This window comes from Nocardioides sp. NPDC057772 (genome assembly GCF_042798075.1).
Lineage (GTDB): Bacteria > Actinomycetota > Actinomycetes > Propionibacteriales > Nocardioidaceae > Nocardioides.
This window is the reverse complement of sequence record NZ_JBHVKN010000107.1, coordinates 1-17,181: the sequence shown is the minus strand read 5'-3', so window position 1 is coordinate 17,181 and position 17,181 is coordinate 1. Positions and strand designations below refer to the sequence as shown.

Here is a 17,181-nt window from a genome sequence, read left to right as displayed (position 1 = left end):
CCACAACTGCATTCTCGGCCCGCCACAACCACCGATTCGGCGGGGCGGACTCAGTCGAGGGAGTCGAAGGTCTCCGGGCGTCGCTCGAAGCCGAAGCGGTCGGTGGGCCAGAAGACGACGGCGACGCGCCCGACGACGTCGGCGACGGGTACGAACGCGTTCGCACAGGCCGGGTCGTCAGACTTCTGGCGCTCGGGGTTGCACAGGTGGAAGGACGAGTCGGCGGAGTTGGCGCGGTTGTCGCCCATCACGAAGAGCCGGCCCTCGGGGACGACGGCCTTCCAGCCACGACAGCCGCCCTTGACGTACGCACCGTTGTCCTGCGCCATCGGCCCGTCACAGGTATCGGTGGGAGCGATGAACGAGGACTCGTCCAGAGGCGTTCCGTTGACGACGATCCGACCGTTCTCGCAGCACTCCACGGTGTCGCCGGCGACTCCGATCACCCGCTTCACCAGGTGGTCGCCGGTCGGGTAGAGCCCGACCTTGGCGAGCACCGCCCGGAAGCCGGTCGGCGGCGGCGGCACCTGGTTGGTCGAGAGCCAGTCGCCGGGGTCGGCGAAGACGACCACGTCGCCGCGCTCGGGGGTGCCGGTCCAGTAGGACGGCTTCTCCACCAGCACGCGGTCGTTGACCTCCAGCCCGGGCCGCATCGACTCCGAGGGGATGTAGAACGCCTGGGCGAGGAATGTCTTGATGACCACCGCGAGCAGAATCGCCGTCACCGCGATGATCACGATCTCGACCAGCGAACCCAGAAATCCCCTCGGCCGCCGGCCAGACTTCACCGGCGTCTCCCTCTCTGCCCCCATGGTCTTGACCCTATCCAGACCACGGTCCCGCTCCGGCGCAATCCGGAATTCGGGAGGCGCGCGCCGCGGCTCCTGTCCTAGGGTTCCCTCATTCAGCCCGACCTGAGAGGGCCTCATGAAAGATTCACTGGCAACCCCGACACGTCGGTCCAGCACGAAGGGCACCCGGACGATCGGGGTCATCCTGATCGTGGCCGTGCTCCTCACCGTCGCGGCCGGTGCGGTCGGCGCGATGGTCGTCGTTCGGACGGCGGCTGAGGCGGAGACGGCCCGGAAGGCCGAAGCGCTCGCCGAGACCCTGCCGGACACTGTCAACCTCGCGGTCAATCTGTCCTTCGAACGTGATGCGATGCTGGCCGGCGTACCTCCCGTCGTGCTCCGGCCGATGGTGCAGACCACCGACGAGTCGGCGCAGGCGTGGCTCGCGCGGGTGCAGGGGATCGAGAGCGGCGGCGAGCATCTCGACGCGACCGTCAGCCGGATCGAGGACGGGCTCGCCGGCATCGACGACCTGCGTACGCAGGCGCGGACCGATCCTGCCTCGGTTGCCGAGAGATACACGGCCCTGAGCAACGACCTGTTCAGCATCGCCGACGACGTGCCGAGCACGGGCGAGGGGGAGACGGCCTCGTCGATCGAGGCGATCCGCCACATGCCCGAGATCTGGGAATCGCTGGGCCAGGAGCGGACGACCATGAACGCTGTGCTCGCCAGGTCACCGCTGCCCGGCGACAAGCAGGCCGGTGACAAGGAGATCGCCGCGCTCACCGAGGCAGAGGCGAACCTGCGGCGCTCGCTCGCCGGCTTCTACGAGAAGTCCTCGACAGCGCAGCGTCGGGCCCTCGACGAGCTGACCAACGGCACCGCCGTGGAGGGTGCCACCGGCGTACCTGCGCAGCAGGCGGTCAACGAGATCATCGCCGGAGACGGCAGCGACCTGACCCCGGATTCGTACGCCGCGTCCAGCACCGACCTCATGCGCGGTCTGCAGGCGGTGGTGACCGCCTCGGCCGAGGAGATCGTGGAGGACCGACGTGCCGTCCGCGATGACGCCCTGCGCGGCGCGATGGTCGCCTTCGTCCTCACGGTCGTCGTCCTGGGTGTCCTCGCGGTGCTCGTCCTCGTTCTCGCTGTCCTGCTCGTCGTCCTGCGCTCGTCCGCGGCCGCGCGTGGAGCACGTGGATAAGGTCGACGCGTGTCCGATCTCGACCAACGGCTCAACGCTCTCGAAGCGGATCTCAAGACTCGGGGGAGCGTGCTGGTCGCCTTCTCCGGTGGCGCCGACAGCGCCTTCCTCCTCGCCGCCGCGACCAGAGCCCTGGGCAGCGACGACGTGGCCGCGGCGACCGGTTACTCACACAGTCTCCCGGTCGCGGAGAGGGATCCGGCCGCCGAGTTCGCGAGGAGCCTCGGCGTGCGCCTCATCACCCCGCAGACCCGCGAGATGGAGCGCGAGGGCTACCGGGCCAACGGCACCGACCGGTGCTTCTTCTGCAAGGCCGAGCTGCTCGACACCCTGACCCCGCTGGCCCGCGAGCTCGGGCTGGCCCACGTCGCCACCGGCACCAACGCCGACGATGCGATCGAAGGGCTCAACGGTCTGCGGCCCGGCATCCGGGCGGCCGCCGAGCGCGGCGCGATCACCCCGCTCAAGGACGCCGGCCTGACCAAGGCGCAGATCCGCGAGGCATCGCGCCGCTGGGGGCTGCCGACCTGGGACAAGCCGGCCGCCGCCTGCCTCTCCAGCCGGATCGCCTATGGCCTCGAGGTCACCCCGCGCAGGCTCGCGCGGGTGGAGCGGGCCGAGCAAGGCGTACGCAGCGTCCTGGCCGCCCATGGCCACGATGCGGCCCGGGTGGACCTGCGCGTGCGCGACCACGGGGAGACGGCCACCGTCGAGCTGTCGGCTACCCTCCTGCCTCTCGACCCCCACCATGCCGACGAGGTGCTCAAGACCGTGACAGACGCTGGATTCCCCGCCGCGGAGATCGACCCACGGGGCTTCCGCTCCGGATCGATGAACCAGAAGGCAGTCAAGTGAGGGAGTTCTGGGACACCATCACCGCGACCCAGACCGTTCCCGAAGCACCTTGGCTGATCGGCGCCGGGCTCGTCGCGCTTGCGCTCGTGGTGTGGCGTACGTCCTGGCGCACCGTACGTCTCGGCGTCACCGTCGTCCACGAGGCCGGGCACGCGGTGGTCGCGGTCCTGGTGGGAAGGCGCCTGGCCGGGATCAAGCTCCACTCCGACACCTCGGGCGTCACCCTCTCGCGCGGCAAGCCGAGCGGGCCGGGGATGGTGGCGATGCTCGCCGCCGGCTACCTCGCCCCGGCGCTCCTCGGCCTGCTCAGCGCCACGATGCTCGCCGCCGGTCATGCCCTGGGGCTGCTCTGGCTCCTGGTGGCGGCGATGCTCGTGCTGCTGGTGTGGGTACGCAACGGCTACGGCCTCGTCGTCCTGCTGGTGCTCGGCGCCGGCCTGGGCGCGATCAGCTGGTACGCCGACGGCCGCCTCCAGACCATCGTCGCCACCCTGGTGACCTGGCTGCTCCTGCTCGCCTCACCGCGGCCGCTCCTCGAGCTCCTCGGCCGTGGGGAGCGGGGCCGGCGCGGCTCCGACCCCGACCAGCTCGCCGGTCTGACCGGCATCCCGTCGGTGCTCTGGATCCTGCTCCTGCTGGCCGTCAACATCGCCGGCCTGGTGGTCGGCGTGCAGACCCTGATCCCCGACCTGAGCTGGATCTAGAGGATCAGAGCTCGAACTCGTCGGCGATCTGGCGCAGCGCGGGGGAGACCTTCTTGGCCAGCTCGCGCGTGGGCGGGCGGCCCTGGGCGTAGCCGTCGCGGATGTCGTCGAGGAGCTTGATCACGTTCTCGACGATCAGCTCCATCTCCTCGGGCTTGCGACGCTTGGCGGCGCGCTGGCGGCCGGAGACGGACGGCGAGCGCTCGAGGACGGTCACCGAGAGCGCCTGCTCACCGCGGCGCCCCTGGGCGATGCCGAACTCCACCCGGGTGCCGGCCTTCAAGGTCTTGGCAGCGCCCTCGGGGAGCGCGTCGGCGTGGACGTACACGTCCGGACCGTCGTCCTGCGACAGAAACCCGAAGCCCTTGGTGGCGTCGAACCACTTGACCTTGCCAGTAGGCACGGCAGCTTGCCCCTTCCTCGCGCATCTGCGCTTCAAACGTACGTCGCCCGGCGACTGTGACGGCCGACGCGGAAGAGCCTAGTCCTCGGTGCCCAGAGACGCGTGAGGTATTCCCCTCTCCGGTCGCGCGGGGCCCTGCTCAGCAGCCACGGAGGGCTCGCCGTCTCGTCCCTTCTGCGGGTGGGGCATATACTCCGCCTACCCCTCCATAGATTTGCAAATGATTTCGTACACCATTGGTAATCGAGACCACTTATGACGTAAGTTTACGTCGCCAAAGACTGCAGACAGGCACGCCCGGGTGCCAGCAGGCTTCGCGGCGGGGGACAGGGGTATGCGCCACAGACGGCGCACACCTTGCTCGGGAACGATGTGACATGGCCACGAGAGGGAGTAATGGCCGAGCCATACGCAAGCACGACCCACCGTCCGGAACGCAAGCCCTGGCAGGGAATTCGAGCGCGCCTGATCTTCGTGCTGCTCATCCCCACCATCGCGGCGATGGTGTTCGGTGGGTTGAGCATTTCGCGCGCCCTCACCGCCCAGGCGGAAGCACGCCAGGCAGAGACCGTCGCCAAGGCACTGCCCGACACCTACAACCTCGCGATCAACATCCTGTTCGAGCGTGACGGTGCGCTCGCGGGCGTTCCCGAGGTCGTCATGAGGCCGCTGCAGCAGACGACCGACGAGTCGATCGAGGCCTGGAGCGCCAAGGCGAAGGAGATCGACGCCGGCGACGACAAGGAGCTCGAGAACAGCATCGTCGAGATCCAGCAGGCGCTGAACGGCATCGACGACCTGCGCGCGCAGATCCAGGAGCGGGACACCCAGGTCGAGGCCCAGCTGGCCTACACGACCGTGATGAACAACCTCTTCGGGATCTCGGCGCAGATGCCGACCCTGGAGAACGACGAGGTCTTCTCCAAGATCGCCGCGATCAGCAACGTGCGTCCCGCCTCGGAGGCGATGGGCACCGAGCGCGTGATCATGATGGAGGCGCTGAGCAAGAAGGCCGCGGCCGAGAAGAACGGTGTGGTCAACCCGGACGTCCTCACCGACGAGCAGTTCGCGGAGCTCGCCCGGGCCGAGGCCAAGTGGCGCCTGTCCACGGCCGACTACTACAACAAGACCTCCGACGAGATCCGTCAGCAGCTCGACGAGCTGACCAACGAGACCACCACCAACGGCTCGATCGGGGCGCCTGCCCACCGGGTCGTCAACCAGGTGATCACCAGCGGCGGCACCGACCGGGTCAAGATGACCCCGGACCAGTACACCGGCGCCAGCACCGAGTTCATCCGCGGTCTGCAGAAGATGATCGTCGCGACCGCGCAGGAGATCAGTGACGACGTCGAGCAGATCAAGAAGGACGCGACCCGCGACGCCATCATCATCGGTATCCTCGTCCTCGGCGTCCTGATCTTCGCCCTCGCGGTCGGTCTGGTCGCGGCCCGCTCGATCCTGTCGCCGCTGAGCCAGCTGCGCCGCCTGGCCTACAACCTGGCCAACCACGACCTGCCGGAGCGAGTCGCCTACATGAACCAGGCCGACGGCCCGGTCGACACCCATGTGGAGCCGCTGGACATCGCCCGCCGAGACGAGATCGGTGACGTCGCGGACGCGTTCGACGCGGTCCACGTCGAGGCGATCCGGCTGGCGGGCGAGCAGGCCGAGCTGCGTACGAACGTCGACAAGATGTTCATGAACCTCTCCCGCCGCTCGCAGAGCCTCGTCGAGCGCCAGCTCCAGCTCATCGACCAGCTCGAGGCCAACGAGCAGGACCCCGACGACCTCGCGAACCTGTTCCGCCTCGACCACCTCGCGACCCGAATGCGCCGCAACGACGAGTCCCTGCTGGTTCTCGCCGGCGGCGAGATCGGCCACGCTGCGCGTGGTCCGGTCCCGGTCCTCGACGTGCTCCGCGCCGCGGCCTCCGAGATCGAGCAGTTCGCCCGGGTCGACATCGACTCCGAGGAGAACGCCGAGTTCGAGGGAGCGATCGCGGGTGACCTCGTGCACCTGCTCGCGGAGCTGATCGAGAACGCCACCAACTTCTCCCCGCCCGACACCGCGGTCACGATCCGCACCTTCCGCGCCGGTCCCGCCGCGCCGCTGCTGGTCGAGATCGAGGATCTCGGTATCGGTATGACGCCGGAGGAGCTCGACGCGGCCAACATGAAGCTGCGCCGTGCGACCGGCCTCGACGCCGACGTCGCCCGGATGATGGGTCTGGTCGTGGTCGCGCGCCTGGCCGCGCGTCACGGCCTCTACATCGAGCTCGTGCCCAACCGCCCGCGTGGTGTGGTCGCGCGCGTCGAGATGCCGGTGACCACGATCGTCGGCGCCCACGCCGAGACCCCGTCTGGCCAGCAGCAGGGCTTCGACGCGTACGCCTTCCAGCAGGGTGGCTACGGCCAGCAGGCCGCCGGCTACCCGGGCACCGGCGAGCTCCCCTACGAGATGCAGTACGGGATGCCCGCCTACGACGCCCAGCCGTACGCAGGTGGCAACCCCTACGACGTGCCCGTCGGTGCGCTGCCGGCACCGGAGGCGCCCGCCGCCTCCACGGCCGCGCCGCCGGCGCTGCCGAGCCGCACCCCGGGTGCCTCCAACCACCCGAACCTGGCCAACAACGGCAGCTCGGTCTTCCCGCAGCCGGGTGCGAACGGCCAGTCCGGCCAGCACAACGGCTTCGGCCAGACCGGACCGCAGACGGGTCAGCAGCCCGCCTATGGCGGCGTCCCGCCGATGCCGGGTGACCCGGGCTACGAGGCCCCGACCGCGCGCACCGGCACCTTCCCGGCGCAGCCGCAGCAGTTCAGCGGTGGCCAGCCGCAGTTCGGCGGCGACCCGTTCGGCGCCAACCAGCCGGCGCAGGCTAGCGGTCCGCAGCAGAACTTCCTGTCCAACATGCTGCCGGTGCGCAAGGCGGAGGACCTGGCCGCCCGCTTCCCCGACGGCCGCTTCGACCCGAGCGAGACCGGCGACCTCCCGCGGCGCGACCCAGGAGCCCAGGGTGGCAGCCCGTTCGGCACCGACACCGGCGCGTTCCGCACCTTCGAGCGTCCCGACGGGCGCACCACGCCGCGTACGCCGCCGCCGGGGTTCGGTCCCGACGACGACCCGTTCGGTCCCGCCGGTGACGCGATCGGCTCGGGCCCGATGGCCCCGGAGCCGACCGACTCGCCGAACCCGCTCGACTCGACCACCGAGGTCCCGATCCTCGACGACGAGGGCAGCTCGATCTTCGACGACCTCCAGTCCGAGTGGTTCACCCGTCGTCGTCCGCTGGGCGCGCGCCGGGCCATGGAGGCGAAGGGCGACCCGCTGAGCGACCCGATCGCGGCTCCGTCGGCCAAGGCCGGGAAGGGCGCGGCCAACGGCACCACGGCCGGTGCGCCCGCGGCCGACGCGGCCGACGCTGCCGCTCCCGAGGACGAGCCGACCACTCCGGTCAGCTGGTCGTCGCCGGGCGACGAAGGCTGGCGCCGGGCGCAGGAGCTGGAGAAGCTGCAGGAGCAGGAGCCGGCGACGGTCACCCAGGGTGGCCTTCCCGTGCGTGTCCCGGGTCAGAACCTCATCCCGGGCGCGGCCCCATCGGTCACACCACCGTCATCAGGTCCGCGTAACATGGACGCGCGCCGGACTCGCGGCATGTCCAGCTTCCAGAAGGGCGTCAGCCGCGCCCGCAACAACCCCGCTGAGGCGGAAAGCAACCCCGAAGGTGAGGAGCAGCAGTGACAACGGCCCCCGCAGGACTGGACTGGCTTGTCGACAGCCTGACCCAGCGCACCCCCGACATCGCTCACGCGATCCTGGTGTCGGCTGATGGCATGCCGATGGCCAGCTCCGTCGACTTCCCCCCGGACCGGGCCGACCAGCTCTCGGCGATCGCCTCCGGTCTCACGAGTCTTACCCAGGGAGCAGCTCGGTGCTTCGCCGCGGGTAATGTCCAGCAGATGGTCATCGAGATGGACGGTGGCTATCTGGTCCTCATGGCGGTTGGTGAGGGTTCCAGCCTTGCTGCCCTCGCCGCCCCCGACTGCGATCTGGGACAGGTTGGCTACCAGATGCAGCTGCTCATCTCGCGTGTTGCCACCGCCCTCACCCCCGATACCAGAACCGGCGCCTGATGCGCGCCCGAGCTTAGGACCGAGATCGTGAGCAACCACGCCTCCGAACCGCCGCCCCTTGTCAGGCCGTACGCCCTGACTCGTGGCCGCACGCAACCCAAGCGAGTCTTCCCGATGGAAGCCCTGGTGATCACCGACCGCTACGTGATCGACGGCTACGTCCGGTCGCCAGAGGAGCGGACGATCGCGGAGCTCTGCCGCGAGAGCCGCTCCGTCGCCGAGGTCGCGGCGCTCATCCGGGTGCCCCTGGGTGTCGCCCGAGTCCTGATCGGTGACCTTGCGGAGCGCGGCGTGGTGCAGGTGCACGCCAGCAAGGTCCCGGACGCCCCGGACACCGCTCTTCTCGAGCGCGTGCTGTCCGGCCTGAGGAAGCTTTGACAGGAGTAATGCAGTGACCACCGACTCCAAGCAGGCGACCATGTCTGCGAAGATCGTCATCGCCGGCGGGTTCGGCGTTGGTAAGACGACCTTCGTCGGCTCCGTCTCGGAGATCGTCCCCCTGACGACCGAGGCCGTGATGACGCAGGCGACCGCCGGCGTCGACGACCTCTCCGCCGTGCCCAACAAGAAGACGACGACCGTCGCCATGGACTTCGGGCGAGTCTCCCTCGACTCCGACCTGATCCTCTACCTGTTCGGCACGCCCGGTCAGAACCGCTTCTGGTTCATGTGGGACGACCTGACCCAGGGCGCCATCGGTGCCGTGGTGCTCATCGACACGCGTCGTCTCGCCGACTCCTTCGGCGCGATCGACTACTTCGAGTCCCGCAACGTGCCGTTCGTCGTGGCCCACAACGTCTTCGGCGCCAACCAGGCCTACAAGCCGGAGCAGATCCGTGAGGCCCTGGCCCTGCGCCCGGACATCCCGATCGTCACCTGCGACGCCCGCGACCGCCAGTCGACCAAGGCAACGCTGATCTCGCTCGTCGAGTACGTCCTCTCCATGGTCTCCACGCGCGCTCTGCAGTAGCGACGCGACGTCGACACCCGCCGTAGCCCCGCTCCGGCGGGTGTCGGCATTTATGAGATGGCGCGGGCAGGGCCGCCGTGACTGTGCAGTAGAGGCGTACGTCTGGGAGGATCACGCGTTGTGCTGAAGTTCAGGTTGTGGTGGCGCAAGGTGACCCCGAAGTGGCACCTGAGGCGCCTGTGGGCGAAGATGTGGTCCGTGATCACGACCCCGTACGCCGATGCGACGGCCGTCGCTGCCGTCGACGAGGCCCGCGCCGCGCTCCTGTCCGACGTGCCAGCCGCTGACGTCGGAGAACACCTCGGCCACGTGGCCGAGGAGGGTGCCGGTCCAGGCGTCGTGACCCACCTGTTCGCCTGCACCCGCAAGGGCTACGTCGGCTGGCACTGGTCGGTCACGGTCGTCTACGTCCCGGTCCTCGGTGGAGACTCCGAGGTGACCGTCAACGAGGTCGTCCTCGTGCCCGGCGACGCGGCGATCGTCGCCCCCGCGTGGGTGCCTTACCGCGACCGGATCAAGCCCGGCGACCTCTCGCCCGGCGATCTGCTCCCGGTCGAGGACGACGACGCCCGACTGGTCCCGACCTACGCCTTCGGCGACGACCCGCTCGACGCCGACGAGAAGGCGCAGGTGCGTGAGGTCGCCAAGGATCTCGGTCTCGGTCGTGTCCGCACCCTGTCGACCTCCGGCTTCGACGCCGCCGCCGAGCGTTGGTACGCCGGTGACGGCGGCCCCGACGCGCCGCTCGCCCAGGCCGCACCCGACCAGTGCCACAGCTGTGGCTTCCTGGTCCGGCTGACCGGCCACCTGGCCTCGACCTTCGGGGTCTGCGCCAACGGCGACGCCAACGACGACGGCAAGGTGGTCAGCCTCAACCACGGGTGCGGTGCGCACTCGGAGGTGCGGCTGGCGAAGAAGCACGAGCCCCAGCCGCTGCCGGACCCGGTCTTCGACACCATCAGCGACGACATCGAAGCCTTCTAGCCGAGCCGGCCGCGCTCCTCGGCCCGCAGCCGGCGAGCCTTGCGACGCCGGGTCAGCTCGATGCCGATCGCGCCGATGCCGAACGCGGCCAGGCAGGTCCAGATCCACCAGGTCCAGCCGCGGTCGTTGAGCAGACCCCAGAAGGGGAGCAGGGCCACGAACCCGACCAGCCAGCCGAGCGTGGCGAGCTCGAAGGCGCGGATCCCGTCCTCGTCGACCAGCTCGATCTTCGGCTCCGGGCGCGGCTCGACCGCCTCCTCGACGAGCTGCTCGTCGTAACCGTAGTCCTGCGGATACCCGCCGTCGGCGGGGTAGTAGTCGCCTTCGTACCCGTCGTACTGCTGCTCCGGGTAGCTGCCGGAGTAGTCGTCGTCGCGGTACTGGTCGCTCATGCCTCCCAACCTTAGTGGGCCTTGGGTGGGCGATAGTCTGGGGCTGCCGAGCACTTCTCGGCGCGGCCCGACGACCTGGGAGGTCCACTGATGCCTTCGCTTCGCTGCCCCTGTGGCACCAACTTCCGCACGGAGACCGACGACGAGCTGGTCGAGCAGGTGCAGGAGCACCTCGCCGAGGCTCACCCCGGTCGCACCTACAGCCGCGACGACATCCTGATGCTCGCCGCGATGTCCTGACCTGCGTGACGGCGCCCTTGTCAGGGCGCCGTCTCTTCTCGGAATAGTTAGCTCCGGTAAGCAGTTATGCTTACCGACATGCCTACCGCACAGCCCGCCTCCGCGCCCGCCGCGTCCTCCGACATCCCCGAGGTCGCCTCCGAGCTGCGCACCTCCGTCATGCGGATGCGCCGCCGCCTGGCCAACGAGCGCCACCCCGACAACGACCTCTCCCTGGGGTCGATGGCGGTGCTCGGGGCGTTGTACGCATGCGACGAGATGACGCTCGGCGCCCTCGCCGCCCGCGAGCGGGTCCAGCCGCCGAGCATGACCAGGATGGTCAACTTCCTCGAGGAGGGCGGCTACGTCGTGCGCCGCCAGGGTGAGACCGACCGTCGCCAGGTGCTGGTCTCGATCACCGACAAGGGCCGCCGGACCGTACGCAAGGACCGGCTCAGCCGCGACGCCTGGCTCGCCCAGCAGCTCGTCGACCTCGATGCCGACGAGCTCGCAGCCCTCCGCACCGCCGCTTCGATCATGGAGAGAATAGCCACCAGTTGAGTCCCACGTTCCGTTCCCTGCGCAGCCACAACTACCGCCTCTACCTAGCCGGAAGTGTCGTCTCCAACGTCGGCACCTGGATGCAACGCATCGCCCAGGACTGGCTCGTGCTGAGCCTGGGCGGCGGGGGAGCGGCCCTCGGCATCACCACCGGCCTGCAGTTCCTGCCCATCCTGCTGCTCAGCCCTTATGCCGGGGTCATCGCGGACCGCTTCCCGAAGCGCCGCCTGCTGCAGGTGGCCCAGGGCTGGATGGCGCTGATGTCGCTGCTCCTCGGTGTGCTCGCGGTCAGCGGCAACGCCGAGGTGTGGATGGTCTACCTGGTCGCCTTCCTCTTCGGAATCGGTGCCGCCTTCGACGGTCCTGGTCGGCAGTCGTTCGTCTCGGAGATGGTCCACCCCGACGACGTCACCAACGCCGTCGGCCTCAACTCGGCCTCGTTCAATCTCGCCCGCCTGATCGGACCGGCGACGGCCGGGCTCCTCATCGGCGCGCTGGGCGGCGGTCCCCGGGCGACCGGCTGGGTCATCCTCGTCAACGCCGTCTCCTACCTCGCCGTCATCGGACAGCTGCAGCGGATGAACACCCGCGAGCTCCGCTCGCCCGAACCGGTCGCCCGGCGGCGCGGGATGCTGCGCGAGGGCCTCGGCTACATCCGTACGCAGCCCAAGATGCTGATGGTCCTCGTGATCGTCTTCTTCGTCGGTACGTTCGGCGCGAACTTCCCGATCACCTCGGCGCTGATGGCGACCGAGGAGTTCGGCAAGGGCGCGAGCGAGTACGGCCTGCTCGGCACCGTCCTGGCCGTCGGCTCGCTCTCCGGTGCGCTGCTCGGCGCCCGCCGCACCCGGATCCCGCTCAGGCTGATCGTCGGGGCGGCGACCGGGTTCGGACTGTCCATCATCGTGTCCGGGTTCATGCCGACGTACGCCTTGTTCGCCCTGACCGGCCCGATCGTCGGGTTCTGCACCATCACCGTCCTCAACGCCTGCAACGCCACCATGCAGACCGAGGCCGCGCCCGAGTTCCGTGGCCGGGTGATGGCGATCTACATGACCGTGCTGATGGGCGGCACCCCGCTGGGCGCCCCGCTGATCGGCTTCATCGGCGAGCACTTCGGTGCCCGCACGACGCTCTACGCCAGTGGTGCTCTTGTGCTGTTCGGTACGCTTGCGGGGGTGCTGCTCCTAGCTGCCCTCAGAGGTGGTATCCGGGCCGTTTTGACCCCCTCTCAAGCCGCCGGGTAGCCTCTGAAGCGTGTCTGGGACAACCAGGCCGTCGCGCGTGCCCGGAACAAGCTCGAGAGAAAGGTCTCGGACCCGGGTTCGGCGCCCTCAGTACGGGGTTCGGTTCGAAAGATCCGCCAACATGTGCGTTGAGGTAAGGGCGACACGCCCGACCTCGGGGGCGAGGCGGGACCAGTTGGTATCGCACCACCTGGACGCACACCATTGGATCCTTCGCGGCAGAGCGCCGCGTCGTGAGAGCAGAAAAGAAGGGGAACCACCGAGGTGCCCACCATCAACCAGCTGGTCCGCAAGGGCCGCGAGGACAAGGCGACGAAGTCGAAGACGCCTGCCCTCAAGGGATCGCCGCAGCGCCGTGGCGTCTGCACGCGCGTCTACACCACCACCCCGAAGAAGCCGAACTCCGCCCTCCGCAAGGTCGCCCGTGTGCGCCTCTCCTCCGGCGTCGAGGTCACCGCTTACATCCCGGGTGTGGGCCACAACCTTCAGGAGCACTCCATCGTGCTCGTCCGCGGCGGTCGTGTGAAGGACCTCCCCGGTGTTCGTTACAAGATCATTCGCGGCTCGCTCGACACCCAGGGCGTGAAGAACCGCAAGCAGGCCCGGAGCCGCTACGGCGCCAAGAAGGAGAAGTGAGATGCCTCGTAAGGGTCCCGCTCCCAAGCGTCCGCTCGTCGTCGACCCCGTCTACGGCTCGCAGCTCGTAACCCAGCTCGTCAGCAAGGTCCTCCAGGACGGCAAGAAGCAGGTTGCGCAGCGCATCGTCTACACCGCCCTCGAGGGCTGCCGCGAGAAGACCGGCACCGACCCCGTGGTCACCCTCAAGCGTGCGATGGACAACGTGAAGCCGGCCATCGAGGTCAAGTCCCGCCGCGTCGGTGGCGCGACCTACCAGGTTCCGGTCGAGGTCAAGGGCACGCGTGGCACCACGCTCGCGCTGCGCTGGCTCGTCGGCTACGCCCAGGACCGTCGCGAGAAGACGATGTCCGAGCGCCTCATGAACGAGATCCTCGACGCGAGCAACGGCCTCGGTGCCGCTGTGAAGAAGCGCGAGGACACTCACAAGATGGCCGAGTCCAACAAGGCCTTCGCGCACTACCGCTGGTGACGTACGGCGGGGTGCCCTTCGAGAGGCTCAGGAACCACCCGCCGCAAGAAGCTGGCACCCCGCCCATCCAGACCGAAGACAATCTCTTTAAGGAACGCTGAAGACAGTGGCCGTCGACATCACCACGGACCTCAATGTGGTCCGCAACATCGGCATCATGGCGCACATCGATGCCGGTAAGACCACCACCACCGAGCGCATCCTGTTCTACACCGGTATCTCCTACAAGATCGGTGAGGTCCACGAGGGCGCAGCCACGATGGACTGGATGGAGCAGGAGCAGGAGCGCGGCATCACGATCACGTCCGCCGCGACGACCTGCTGGTGGAAGGACCACCAGATCAACATCATCGACACCCCGGGGCACGTCGACTTCACCGTCGAGGTGGAGCGCTCGCTGCGCGTCCTGGACGGTGCTGTCGCCGTCTTCGACGGTGTGGCCGGTGTCGAGCCGCAGTCGCAGACCGTGTGGCGTCAGGCGAACAAGTACTCCGTCCCGCGGATGTGCTTCGTCAACAAGCTCGACCGCACGGGTGCCGACTTCTACATGGTCGTCGACTCGATCGTCGACAAGCTGCACGCGACCCCGCTGGTCCTGCAGCTGCCGATCGGTGCCGAGTCCGACTTCATCGGCGTCGTCGACCTCATCGAGATGAACGCCAAGGTCTGGCGCGGCGAGACCCAGCAGGGTGAGGACTACGTCGTCGAGGAGATCCCCGCCGACATGGCCGACAAGGCCGCCGAGTGGCGCGAGAAGCTCGTCGAGACCCTCGCCGAGGCCGACGACGACATCATGGAGGTCTACCTCGAGGAGGGCGACGTCTTCGACGTTCCCACCCTGAAGGCCGCCATCCGTCGCGCGACCCTCGCCGACAAGCTCAACCCGATCCTCACCGGCACCGCGTTCAAGAACAAGGGCGTCCAGCCCCTGCTCGACGCGATCGTCGACTACCTGCCCTCGCCCATCGATGTCGAGTCGATCATCGGCCACGACGTCAAGGACGAGGAGGTCGAGGTCTCCCGCAAGCCGTCCGAGGACGAGCCGTTCTCCGGTCTGGTCTTCAAGATCGCCTCCGACCCGCACCTGGGCAAGCTGTTCTACCTGCGCGTCTACTCGGGCAAGGTCGAGGCGGGTGCGACCGTGGTCAACCCGATCAACGGCCGCAAGGAGCGCATCGGCAAGATCTACCAGATGCACGCCAACAAGCGTGAGGAGATCAACTCGGTGGGCGCCGGCCAGATCGTGGCCGTCATGGGTCTGAAGGACACCAAGACCGGTCACACCCTGTGCGACCCGTCCAACCAGGTCGTGCTCGAGTCGATGAGCTTCCCGGCCCCGGTGATCGAGGTCGCCATCGAGCCGAAGACCAAGGGTGACCAGCAGAAGCTCGGCACGGCGATTCAGCGCCTCACCGAGGAGGACCCGACCTTCACGGTCAAGACCGACGAGCAGACCGGCCAGACCATCATCGCTGGTATGGGCGAGCTCCACCTCGAGGTCTTCGTCGACCGGATGAAGCGTGAGTTCAAGGTCGAGGCCACCGTCGGCAAGCCGCAGGTCGCCTACCGCGAGACCCTTCGCAAGAAGGTCGAGAACCACAGCTACACCCACAAGAAGCAGACCGGTGGTTCGGGTCAGTTCGCGAAGGTCGTCATCACCGTCGAGCCGAACATCGACGAGGAGACCGGCCAGGGTGCTGGCTACGAGTTCGTCAACAACGTCACCGGTGGTCGCGTGCCGAAGGAGTACATCCCCTCGGTCGACCAGGGTGCCCAGGAGGCCATGGAGTTCGGCGTGCTCGCCGGCTTCCCCATGGTCGACGTGAAGGTCTCGCTCGAGGACGGCGCCTACCACGACGTCGACTCCTCCGAGCTCGCCTTCAAGATCGCCGGCAACCAGGCCTTCAAGGAGGCCGCCCGCATGGCGAAGGCCGTCCTGCTGGAGCCGATGTTCGCCGTCGAGGTCACGACCCCCGAGTCGTTCCTCGGCACCGTGATCGGTGACATCAACTCCCGTCGCGGCCAGGTGTCTTCGCAGGAGGAGCGCCACGGCGACATGGTCGTCCAGGCTCTCGTCCCGCTGTCCGAGATGTTCGGGTACGTCGGTGACCTCCGGTCCAAGACCAGCGGTCAGGCGTCGTACTCGATGGAGTTCGACTCGTACGCCGAGGTTCCCACGAACGTCGCCGACGAGATCATCAAGAAGGCCCGTGGCGAGTGACCTTCGGGTCGCCCGTCCAGGGACTTCGGCAGCAACACCACTCAGTACGAGTCAGTAAGAAAATCACACCAGGAGGAGCCCACAGTGGCTAAGGCGAAGTTCGAGCGGACCAAGCCGCACGTCAACATCGGTACCATCGGTCACATCGACCACGGTAAGACCACTCTTACCGCGGCGATCTCGAAGGTGCTGCACGCGAAGTACCCGGACCTGAACCCGGAGTTCGCGTTCGAGGACATCGACAAGGCTCCCGAGGAGCGCCAGCGCGGGATCACGATCTCGATCGCGCACATCGAGTACCAGACCGAGTCGCGTCACTACGCCCACGTCGACTGCCCGGGTCACGCGGACTACATCAAGAACATGATCACCGGTGCCGCGCAGATGGACGGCGCGATCCTCGTGGTCGCCGCCACCGACGGCCCGATGCCGCAGACCAAGGAGCACGTGCTCCTGGCCCGCCAGGTCGGCGTGCCGTCGATCGTCGTCGCGCTCAACAAGTGCGACATGGTCGACGACGAGGAGCTCATCGAGCTCGTCGAGATGGAGGTGCGCGAGCTCCTCAGCGAGTACGAGTTCCCGGGTGACGACATCCCGGTCGTGCGCGTTGCCGCCTTCCCCGCCCTGCAGGGCGAGCAGAAGTGGATGGACTCGGTTGCCGAGCTCATGCAGGCCGTCGACGACTACATCCCGACCCCGGCTCGTGAGACCGACAAGCCGTTCCTGATGCCCGTTGAGGACGTCTTCACGATCACCGGTCGTGGCACCGTCATCACCGGTCGTATCGAGCGCGGCGTCGTCAAGGTCGGCGAGGAGGTCGAGATCGTCGGCATCCGCGAGACCTCTCAGAAGACCACCGTCACCGGTGTCGAGATGTTCCGCAAGCTGCTCGACGAGGGCCAGGCCGGTGAGAACGTCGGTCTGCTGCTCCGTGGCACCAAGCGCGAGGACGTCGAGCGCGGCATGGTTGTCATCAAGCCGGGCACCACCACCCCGCACACCAACTTCGAGGGCTCTGTCTACATCCTCTCGAAGGAGGAGGGTGGCCGTCACACCCCGTTCTTCAACAACTACCGTCCGCAGTTCTACTTCCGTACCACGGACGTGACCGGCGTCGTGACCCTCCCCGAGGGCACCGAGATGGTCATGCCGGGTGACAACACCGAGATGTCGGTCGAGCTCATCCAGCCCATCGCGATGGACGAGGGTCTGAAGTTCGCTATCCGTGAGGGCGGTCGCACCGTCGGCGCGGGTCGGGTTACGAAGATCATCAAGTGATCGTCTGATCCAACGTGGAAGGTCCCCGGAGCCGCAAGGCGAAGGGGGCCTTTCGCGTTGATCGTGCGGGCGCGCGGCCACTTGCGCGATGGCCTCGTGCAGGAGGCC

18 protein-coding genes are annotated in these 17,181 nt (G+C 68.2%); 15 read left to right on the top strand and 3 right to left on the bottom strand.

Annotation, left to right across the window (positions count from 1 at the left end; genetic code table 11):
- Positions 1–50: 50 nt before the first annotated feature.
- Positions 51–812, bottom strand: coding sequence for a signal peptidase I (lepB, locus tag ACFVJS_RS17360; protein WP_378882602.1), 762 nt, complete (start codon positions 810–812; stop codon positions 51–53).
- 115 nt (positions 813–927) lie between these two features.
- Here lepB and ACFVJS_RS17355 point away from each other — a divergent pair, with 115 nt between their 5' ends.
- Genes ACFVJS_RS17355 through ACFVJS_RS17345 form a run of 3 tightly spaced genes read left to right on the top strand, consistent with a single transcriptional unit; the run spans position 928 to position 3,557 of the window.
- Positions 928–1,998, top strand: coding sequence for a nitrate- and nitrite sensing domain-containing protein (locus ACFVJS_RS17355; protein ID WP_378882600.1), 1,071 nt, complete (start codon positions 928–930; stop codon positions 1,996–1,998).
- A gap of 9 nt (positions 1,999–2,007) precedes the next feature.
- Positions 2,008–2,853: an ATP-dependent sacrificial sulfur transferase LarE gene (gene larE / locus ACFVJS_RS17350; protein ID WP_378882597.1), complete on the top strand. Its 846-nt coding sequence runs from the start codon at positions 2,008–2,010 to the stop codon at positions 2,851–2,853.
- A complete protein-coding gene (locus ACFVJS_RS17345) occupies positions 2,850–3,557 on the top strand; it encodes a M50 family metallopeptidase (protein WP_378882595.1) in 708 nt (235 codons plus the stop codon). The genes larE and ACFVJS_RS17345 overlap by 4 nt, the downstream gene beginning before the upstream one ends.
- A gap of 4 nt (positions 3,558–3,561) precedes the next feature.
- Here ACFVJS_RS17345 and ACFVJS_RS17340 read toward each other — a convergent pair whose 3' ends face one another.
- Positions 3,562–3,960 carry a cold-shock protein gene (locus ACFVJS_RS17340; protein ID WP_008360941.1) on the bottom strand — a complete coding sequence of 133 codons (399 nt, stop codon included), beginning with the start codon at positions 3,958–3,960 and terminating at the stop codon, positions 3,562–3,564.
- 396 nt (positions 3,961–4,356) lie between these two features.
- Between ACFVJS_RS17340 and ACFVJS_RS17335 the strand changes: the two genes are divergently transcribed.
- The 5 genes from ACFVJS_RS17335 (at position 4,357) to ACFVJS_RS17315 (ending at position 10,047) form a co-directional block, all read left to right on the top strand.
- The gene (locus tag ACFVJS_RS17335; RefSeq protein WP_378882592.1) at positions 4,357–7,701 is read left to right on the top strand and encodes a nitrate- and nitrite sensing domain-containing protein; all 3,345 of its coding nucleotides are present in this window, start codon (positions 4,357–4,359) and stop codon (positions 7,699–7,701) included.
- On the top strand, positions 7,698–8,093 hold the full coding sequence (locus ACFVJS_RS17330) for a roadblock/LC7 domain-containing protein (protein WP_008360946.1): 396 nt from the start codon (positions 7,698–7,700) through the stop codon (positions 8,091–8,093). The genes ACFVJS_RS17335 and ACFVJS_RS17330 overlap by 4 nt, the downstream gene beginning before the upstream one ends.
- A 27-nt stretch (positions 8,094–8,120) precedes the next feature.
- Entirely contained in the window at positions 8,121–8,471 is a 351-nt protein-coding gene (locus ACFVJS_RS17325) for a DUF742 domain-containing protein (RefSeq protein WP_008360948.1), read from the top strand.
- A 40-nt stretch (positions 8,472–8,511) separates the two neighbouring features.
- On the top strand, positions 8,512–9,063 hold the full coding sequence (locus ACFVJS_RS17320) for an ATP/GTP-binding protein (protein ID WP_084101379.1): 552 nt from the start codon (positions 8,512–8,514) through the stop codon (positions 9,061–9,063).
- A 189-nt stretch (positions 9,064–9,252) separates the two neighbouring features.
- Complete coding sequence (locus ACFVJS_RS17315) at positions 9,253–10,047, top strand: DUF3027 domain-containing protein (protein WP_378882605.1); 795 nt, start codon at positions 9,253–9,255, stop codon at positions 10,045–10,047.
- On the opposite strand, the gene ACFVJS_RS17310 is transcribed toward ACFVJS_RS17315, so the two are convergent.
- A complete protein-coding gene (locus ACFVJS_RS17310; protein ID WP_378882589.1) occupies positions 10,044–10,439 on the bottom strand; it encodes a DUF2530 domain-containing protein in 396 nt (131 codons plus the stop codon). The two genes, ACFVJS_RS17315 and ACFVJS_RS17310, sit on opposite strands and share 4 nt — an antisense overlap.
- Positions 10,440–10,529: 90 nt before the next feature.
- On the opposite strand from ACFVJS_RS17310, the gene ACFVJS_RS17305 reads away from it, so the two are divergent.
- The 7 genes from ACFVJS_RS17305 to tuf all read left to right on the top strand — a co-directional run bounded on the left by ACFVJS_RS17305 (position 10,530) and on the right by tuf (position 17,073).
- Positions 10,530–10,679 carry a DUF1059 domain-containing protein gene (locus ACFVJS_RS17305; protein WP_165112346.1) on the top strand — a complete coding sequence of 50 codons (150 nt, stop codon included), beginning with the start codon at positions 10,530–10,532 and terminating at the stop codon, positions 10,677–10,679.
- A 78-nt stretch (positions 10,680–10,757) separates the two neighbouring features.
- Complete coding sequence (locus tag ACFVJS_RS17300) at positions 10,758–11,219, top strand: MarR family winged helix-turn-helix transcriptional regulator (protein WP_378882586.1); 462 nt, start codon at positions 10,758–10,760, stop codon at positions 11,217–11,219.
- A complete protein-coding gene (locus ACFVJS_RS17295) occupies positions 11,216–12,466 on the top strand; it encodes an MFS transporter (protein WP_378882583.1) in 1,251 nt (416 codons plus the stop codon). Before ACFVJS_RS17300 ends, ACFVJS_RS17295 begins: the two co-directional genes overlap by 4 nt.
- A gap of 264 nt (positions 12,467–12,730) precedes the next feature.
- Positions 12,731–13,102, top strand: coding sequence for a 30S ribosomal protein S12 (gene rpsL, locus ACFVJS_RS17290; protein WP_008360965.1), 372 nt, complete (start codon positions 12,731–12,733; stop codon positions 13,100–13,102).
- Between the two features lies 1 nt (position 13,103).
- Complete coding sequence (gene rpsG, locus ACFVJS_RS17285; protein ID WP_165112349.1) at positions 13,104–13,574, top strand: 30S ribosomal protein S7; 471 nt, start codon at positions 13,104–13,106, stop codon at positions 13,572–13,574.
- 106 nt (positions 13,575–13,680) lie between these two features.
- Positions 13,681–15,795 carry an elongation factor G gene (fusA, locus tag ACFVJS_RS17280; protein WP_378882579.1) on the top strand — a complete coding sequence of 705 codons (2,115 nt, stop codon included), beginning with the start codon at positions 13,681–13,683 and terminating at the stop codon, positions 15,793–15,795.
- A gap of 84 nt (positions 15,796–15,879) precedes the next feature.
- Positions 15,880–17,073, top strand: coding sequence for an elongation factor Tu (gene tuf / locus ACFVJS_RS17275; RefSeq protein ID WP_045550897.1), 1,194 nt, complete (start codon positions 15,880–15,882; stop codon positions 17,071–17,073).
- Positions 17,074–17,181 lie beyond the last annotated feature (108 nt).